This window comes from Streptomyces anatolicus, from assembly GCF_019400875.1.
Taxonomy (GTDB): Bacteria; Actinomycetota; Actinomycetes; order Streptomycetales; family Streptomycetaceae; genus Streptomyces; species Streptomyces anatolicus.
Genome location: NZ_WMBF01000430.1, coordinates 1 through 5,470 on the forward strand (window position 1 = coordinate 1; position 5,470 = coordinate 5,470).

The following is a 5,470-nucleotide window of genomic DNA, read 5'->3' on the forward strand; positions in this document are numbered from 1 at the left end:
GCCCTACACAGCCGTCACACCCCCAGTGGCCGCCCACCCCGGTCGGCCAGGAGCAGTGCAAGCGGCCCGGCAGGGAGGAGGAACCGCCCGTCGGCGGCGGCGTCGAGCGCGCCGGCCATGGTCCACCAGGACAGCTTGAAGTCCCGCTCCGACGGCGTCAGCTCCTGCGGCCCCAAGGACAACCCCCGGGCCTCGAAGAGGTGCACGCGGGCAGCTGACCCGAGGGTGATGGCGTACGCGCCCAGAGGGCACAACTGGACGGCGGTGAGCCCGGCCTCCTCACGAAGTTCCCGCCGCGCGCAATTCTCCGGACTCTCCCCTTCCTCCCGCTTGCCGCCGGGCAGGAACAGGTACTCGCCGCCATGACGAGGAAAGTCGGCGCTCAGCAGCGCAACCAGCCCTTCGTCGTCACGGGCCACGACCAGCGCCGCGTCGGCCTGATGGGGGAAGTGCTCACCGGTAGTCATCGACTCCCTGGCGGTCCTTCCGAAGCCTGGTGATCCGGAGTCCGTTGGGGTCGGCGGCGGGCCATTCCAGGCCGCCGGGGACGCGCAGGATCAGTACGTCCTGGCGCACGTCGGTCACGATGGCCCGGCAGTCCGGCGCGTACTCCACCTCATCCCCCACCGCCGGCCTCCGCCCGGCACTCACAGTGCTTCCTCGATCGCGTCCGGGGAGGTGGTCCACTCCAGCCCGCCCTCCTCCGGAGCGAGCCACACGACCGGCGGGGTCTCCGGAATGCTGATGAGCGGGCGGAGAGCGCCCTTGTCCACGTCGGGGGCGAATGCGCGGAAGACGCCGACACGGTCACCGTGGGCGTGGTCGATGACCTTCTGGCCGAGCAGCGGATGCGACCAGTGGCCCATACCGAGGGGCCGGGTGCGGGGCTGGGTCATGACGGATGGAACTCCCTGCTGTGTCGCGGGTGTTCGCACTGCTACGTTCAGTGACGATGCGGAAGAGCGTGCCGCCCGGCCGGACGCATCTCCACCGCCATCGCACCGTCACGTTTCCCGGCGCCGATGACGGGAGCCGTCATCGGACCGTCGACTTCGGCCCGAACGGCAGAAATGACAAGTCGGCGGGCAGGCACAGGCCTACCGTCTGCTCAGGCGCACCTCGACGGGCTGGAGGTCACCATGCGCACACTGCTCCAACTGCTCACCGCTCAACGGGACTGGCAGTCGTACCCCACGTTCAGGGCACAGTTCGAACGGTCGGCGCGGGAGCTGGCCGAGGTGGAGGGGACTCCGCACCTCGCGGGCCTGGCCCCGTCGGAACGGACGTACGAGCGCTGGTACTCGGGCGAGTCGAAACCGGTCCCTGACGCGCGCCGCGTCCTGGCGCACATGTTCGGCCACCCCATCAGCGAACTCCTGACGCCCCCGGTCGTGGGAGTTCACCACCCGGTGGCGGCATCTCACGCGCGCGGGCCGGTGGTTACGGATCACTCCATGCCGGACGCGAATGCCTACGAGATGGGGAGGCAGGCGACAATGGCGTCAAGCAGGGCCCTGCGGTATGCGGTTATGGCCGAGTCCAACTCGGTCGGTCCTGAGACGTTCGGTCACATCCGGGACGAGGTGACGAGGCTCGGCACGGCGTACCCCCGCGTCGCTCTCCACGAAGTCTTCTCCGACCTGGTCGAGGTCCAAGACCTGATCTTCCGCCTCCTGGAGTCCGGGCGCACCACCCCCGCTCAAGCGGTGGACCTGCACCTGCTCGCGTCGATGACCTCCGGCATGCTGGCCAAGGCCTCCCACGACCTGTCCGACGCCAAGTCGGCCATGATGCAGGCCCGCGCCGCCTACATCTGCGCCGACCAAGCCGGACACAACGGCATGCGCGCCTGGGTCCGCAGCCTGCAATCCCTCATCTCCTACTGGGCCGGACGCCCCGAGGACGCCGTGACGTACGCAGCTCGTGGCGCCGCCCTGCTCTCCGCCCCCTCCGGGACCGTGGCCGTCTGGCTCGCCTCACAGGAGGCCTGCGCCCACGCTGTCCTGGGTGACCGCGACCACGTACGCGCCGCCTTGAGGCGCGCGGCAGACGCTCGTGATGCTGCCGTGCTCGACGACCTCGACGCCATCGGCGGCATTTTCACCTTTCCGCAGCCCCGCGAGACGTACTACGCCGCCGAAGCCCACGTCCTTCTCGGCACACCGGGCCCAGAGAAGGAGCACGCGGCACAGGAAGCAGTACGCGCCTACTCCGCGGCCCCCGCGGACGAATGGGCTTTCGGGGCCGAGGCCGGAGCCCGAACCGACCTCGCTCTCGCCCGCATCGCCAGAGGAGACATCGACGGAGCCGCTGAGGCAGTCGGTCCCGTCCTCGACCTGCCACCCGCCCAGCGCAAGAACGGCATCGTCATCTCCGCACTGCGGGTACACAAGGCGCTGTCCGCCGGCCCCGTACGCACGGCTACCCGGGCGAAGGAACTCAGGGACGAGCTGGAACTTTTCACCTCGACCCCCACCCCGGCGCTCCCCCGATAAGGCCCGGGACCAGATAGCCGATCGAGTCCACCAACGCCCGCCTGCTCCTGCGCGAGGCCGCCATCGATGACACAGCCGTGCCGCACCGATGAGTTCCCGGCGCCCCAACAGTCTCCCCTTCGTCGCACCCCGAGCAAGAGGAGAGACACCACCCATGCAACAGCTGCTGCGAGTGCAGAACTTCTGCGTCTCGATGGACGGATTCGGCGCCGGTGAGCACCAGAGTCTGGAGAGGCCCTTCGGGCACGCCGACCCCGGGGACCTGGTCTCCTGGGCCGGTGCCACCGCCAGCTGGCCCGGGCGGACCGACGCCGGGGGCACCCGCGGCCTCGATGATTACTTCACCCGGGACTTCACGCACAACATCGGCGCCGAGATTATGGGCCGCAACAAGTTCGGGCCCCAGCGCGGGCCCTGGCAGGACCATGAGTGGCGCGGCTGGTGGGGCGACGAACCCCCGTTCCACACCCCGGTGTTCGTCATGACCCACCACACGCGGCCTTCGTTCACGCTCTCCGACACCACGTTCCACTTCGTCGACGGCGAACCGGCCGACGTCCTCGAACAGGCACGGGAGGCGGCCCGCGGCAAGGACGTGCGGCTCGGCGGCGGGGCCACCACGATCAGGGAGTTCCTCGACGCGGACCTCGTCGACACGATGCACGTGGCCGTCTCGCAGGTGCGGCTCGGCTCCGGGGTGCGGCTGTGGAAGTCGCCCGATGAGCTGCTCGACCGGTTCCACCAGGAGGTCGTCCCCAGCCCGAGCGGCGTCACGCACCATCTGTTCTGGCGCAGGTGATACGGGCCCCGGGTCCGGATCCGGGCGCGGGTCAGCCCAGCACCTCGTACAGCACCTGCCCCTTCGGCCCCGCGCCCGCCACCCGCAGCGCGGGGTCGCCGGGGCGCAGGCCCCCGTCCCCCGGGTACTGCACGATCCACCGCACCCCGTACCGGCGCAGGACGCCGAGGCGTTCCGGGCGTGGGGTCGCGGGGGCGAAGTAGGCCCGTACCGCCGCCGCCCGTGCCTCCTGGTCCGGCAGGAAGAAGTCGGGGTAGCCGGGGGCCACCGTGTAGGGGCCGTACGCCGGGATCTGGCGGGACGGGAAGGTCTTGGCCATGACGACGTCCCCGTAGCGGACCCGCGGGGCCAGCCAGTCGTAGCCGGACCAGGGGGCCTTGTACTTGGCGGCCACGGGCGCGGGCAGCGCGGAACGCGGCACCACGTACCCCAGCGTCCCCGCCTGCGTCCACGCGCCAAGGAGCAGCGCCGCGCCGAGCAGCCCCGCGCACGCCCGCCGCACACCCGCGCGGCCCGCCTCGAAGACCTCCAGTGCCGCCGCCAGCTGGGCGGGGATGAGGGCGGCGGGCAGCACCCTGCCCCATGAGTAGTGGCCGGTCAGGCCGCCCGCCGCGAACATCGCCGCGCCGAGCGCGAAGAAGAGGACCAGGGGATCGCGGTGGTCCCTGCGCCATCGCAGGACCAGCGCCGCCACCCCCAGCAGCACGAGTCCGAAGTGCGGCAGCAGCCCCCGGTACAGCGAGCGGTGGATCTCCTCGAGGCCGCCCACGCCGAGCAGGCCGAAGAAGGAGTAGTACGGCCATGCCGCAAGCACCGCGAGCCCGAACGCCACGCCCCCGGCCAGGCGCACCAGCACCGGCCGGGCCGGCCACGGCCGCGCCCCCAGGACCATCGCGAGCGCCCCGAACGTCGCGACGACACCCGTGAACTGGTGGCACAGCAGGATCACGGACCACAGCGCCCCCAGGCCGACGAAGACGAGCCACCCGCCATCCCCCAGGGACTTGCGCACCAGCGCCCAGAAGTGGAAGGAGAGGCCGAGCGCGAACGTACTCGGGTACGAGACCGTCAGCGCGAGGGAGTTGAGACCGAGAAACCCGCTCCAGTTGAAGAGCCCCGGGCCCCAGAGCAGGAGCAGGCCGAGCAGTGCCAGCGGCACCGCACCGGGCCGCGTACTGAACGTACGTACGAAGTGGCGGACCCCCGTCACCAGCAGGGCGAGCCCGGCCAGCGCGGCCACCCTCAGCACCACGAACGTGCCGAGTCCGGTCACCTTGGCCAGGCAGCCGAGGAGCAGCGTCCAGGGGGAGTAATAGGGGCTCGGGGTGTCCGCGTCGACCAGTGGATCGCCGGGGCTCAGCAAGTCGGCGCGCAGGCGTTCGATCGTCGCCGCGTGGATGCCGAGGTCGCCCGCCCACGGCAGGCGGACGATCACCAGGAGGAGCAGCGCCAGGAGGGACAGGGCCAGGAGGAGGAGCAGGGTCGGGAGGAGGGGGGCCAAATGGCGCGGGGCCAAGTGGCGCGGGGCCAAGTGGCGCGAGGCCCGCGGGGTGACCGCGCGCGGAGCCCGTATGCGGGCCCTACTGGCGACGCGCCGGGAATTACTGGCGACGCGCATCGTGCTGGAAGACCCACGTCCGGTAGACCAGGAAGCGGAATCCCGACGCCAGGACGATCGAGAGCGCCTTGGCGATGTTCGAACCGAGCGGCCCGCTCATCCCCGCGCCGTGGTACGCCACGTAGAACAGGACGCTCTCCATCGCGACGCCGATGCCGCTGAAGACGAAGAAGAGGGCGATCTGCCGCTTGGTGCGCGAGGCGCGGTCCCGGTAGGCGAAGAAACGGAACCCGAGGTAGTTGGTGCCCATGGCCACGCAGCTGGCCAGGACCGTCGCCGTCATCGGGCGGGAGCCGAGGCCGAGCAGCAGGAGGTTGAAGACGACGAGGTTGACGGCGACACCGCTGCCGCCGACCAGGCCGAACTTCACCAGCTCCAGGCAGAGCGCGCGCAGCCGGGCGAGCGCGGAGCGGGGCGCCGGGGAGGCGGAGGCCACCGGAGACGCCGGGGAGACCAGGGAGGCCGAAGACGCCGGGGAGGTTTCCGAAGCGGACGGCGCGGTCGCGGTGGGCGGGCCCTCCTTCAGAGCGGGCGCCGTCATCCGCGCACCCCCGTACC

Annotated in this window: 7 protein-coding genes; 2 read left to right on the forward strand and 5 right to left on the reverse strand. The window is 71.2% G+C overall.

The genetic code is table 11. From position 1 onward, the window contains the following. Positions 1 to 14: 14 nt before the first annotated feature. Genes GKQ77_RS26690 through GKQ77_RS26700 form a run of 3 tightly spaced genes read right to left on the reverse strand, consistent with a single transcriptional unit; the run spans position 15 to position 896 of the window. The gene (locus GKQ77_RS26690) at positions 15 to 467 is read right to left on the reverse strand and encodes an NUDIX hydrolase (RefSeq protein WP_219691486.1); all 453 of its coding nucleotides are present in this window, start codon (positions 465 to 467) and stop codon (positions 15 to 17) included. After that, entirely contained in the window at positions 454 to 627 is a 174-nt protein-coding gene (locus GKQ77_RS26695; RefSeq protein ID WP_308117801.1) for a hypothetical protein, read from the reverse strand. Before GKQ77_RS26695 ends, GKQ77_RS26690 begins: the two co-directional genes overlap by 14 nt. 20 nt (positions 628 to 647) lie before the next feature. After that, positions 648 to 896 carry a hypothetical protein gene (locus GKQ77_RS26700; RefSeq protein ID WP_219691488.1) on the reverse strand — a complete coding sequence of 83 codons (249 nt, stop codon included), beginning with the start codon at positions 894 to 896 and terminating at the stop codon, positions 648 to 650. 243 nt (positions 897 to 1,139) lie between these two features. Between GKQ77_RS26700 and GKQ77_RS26705 the strand changes: the two genes are divergently transcribed. Then, positions 1,140 to 2,495 carry an NsdA family TPR-like regulatory protein gene (locus GKQ77_RS26705; protein ID WP_219691489.1) on the forward strand — a complete coding sequence of 452 codons (1,356 nt, stop codon included), beginning with the start codon at positions 1,140 to 1,142 and terminating at the stop codon, positions 2,493 to 2,495. A gap of 154 nt (positions 2,496 to 2,649) precedes the next feature. Beyond that, a complete protein-coding gene (locus GKQ77_RS26710) occupies positions 2,650 to 3,294 on the forward strand; it encodes a dihydrofolate reductase family protein (RefSeq protein WP_219691490.1) in 645 nt (214 codons plus the stop codon). Positions 3,295 to 3,325: 31 nt separating this feature from the next. On the opposite strand, the gene GKQ77_RS26715 is transcribed toward GKQ77_RS26710, so the two are convergent. Both GKQ77_RS26715 and GKQ77_RS26720 read right to left on the reverse strand, forming a co-directional pair. After that, a complete protein-coding gene (locus tag GKQ77_RS26715; RefSeq protein WP_372459990.1) occupies positions 3,326 to 4,912 on the reverse strand; it encodes a putative glycosyltransferase family protein in 1,587 nt (528 codons plus the stop codon). Further along, positions 4,896 to 5,470, reverse strand: a 575-nt coding sequence (locus GKQ77_RS26720) for a GtrA family protein (RefSeq protein WP_308117802.1), incomplete at its 5' end; no start/stop codon positions are given. The genes GKQ77_RS26720 and GKQ77_RS26715, both read right to left, overlap by 17 nt.